Annotated in this window: 1 protein-coding gene; it reads right to left on the reverse strand. The window is 57.1% G+C overall.

All coding sequences use genetic code 11. The annotated features are described in order from the left end of the window. Positions 1 to 200 precede the first annotated feature (200 nt). The coding region (locus A3754_RS06705) for an amidase family protein (protein ID WP_255363122.1) at positions 201 to 410 on the reverse strand (210 nt) is incomplete at its 5' end.

Genomic DNA, 410 nt, shown 5'->3' on the forward strand with positions numbered 1-410 from the left:
AACCATTGCCGTAAATACTCTCGGTTGTTATCGGTGAGTACATACAGCGCACCAGCATGACTGCTTTGCAGTGGTTCTAAGCGGATATTCATGTTCCGTTTTCTGGGTGTTGCCATTGTTTTGTCACTGGGACATTGCAGGTCGGGTTATGCCTTCTAAGCTAACCCGACCTGCGGGGAGGGACTAGGTGCGTTTATCTGTTACTGCCCCAGGCGCCGGAACGGTTGTGCATCCTCCAGTTCGAAGGCCAGCTCCAGCAGGGTGCGCTCGTCGCCGTGGCGGCCGGAAAATTGTACGCCGATGGGTAGACCGGTATCGGTCTGGCCTAGAGGGAGCGAGATGGCGGGGCTGCCTGATGCATTGTTGGCCGGGGTGAAGGTGGTGTAACGCAACAGGCGTTCCAGCTGGGC

This window comes from Alcanivorax sp. HI0083, from assembly GCF_001635175.1.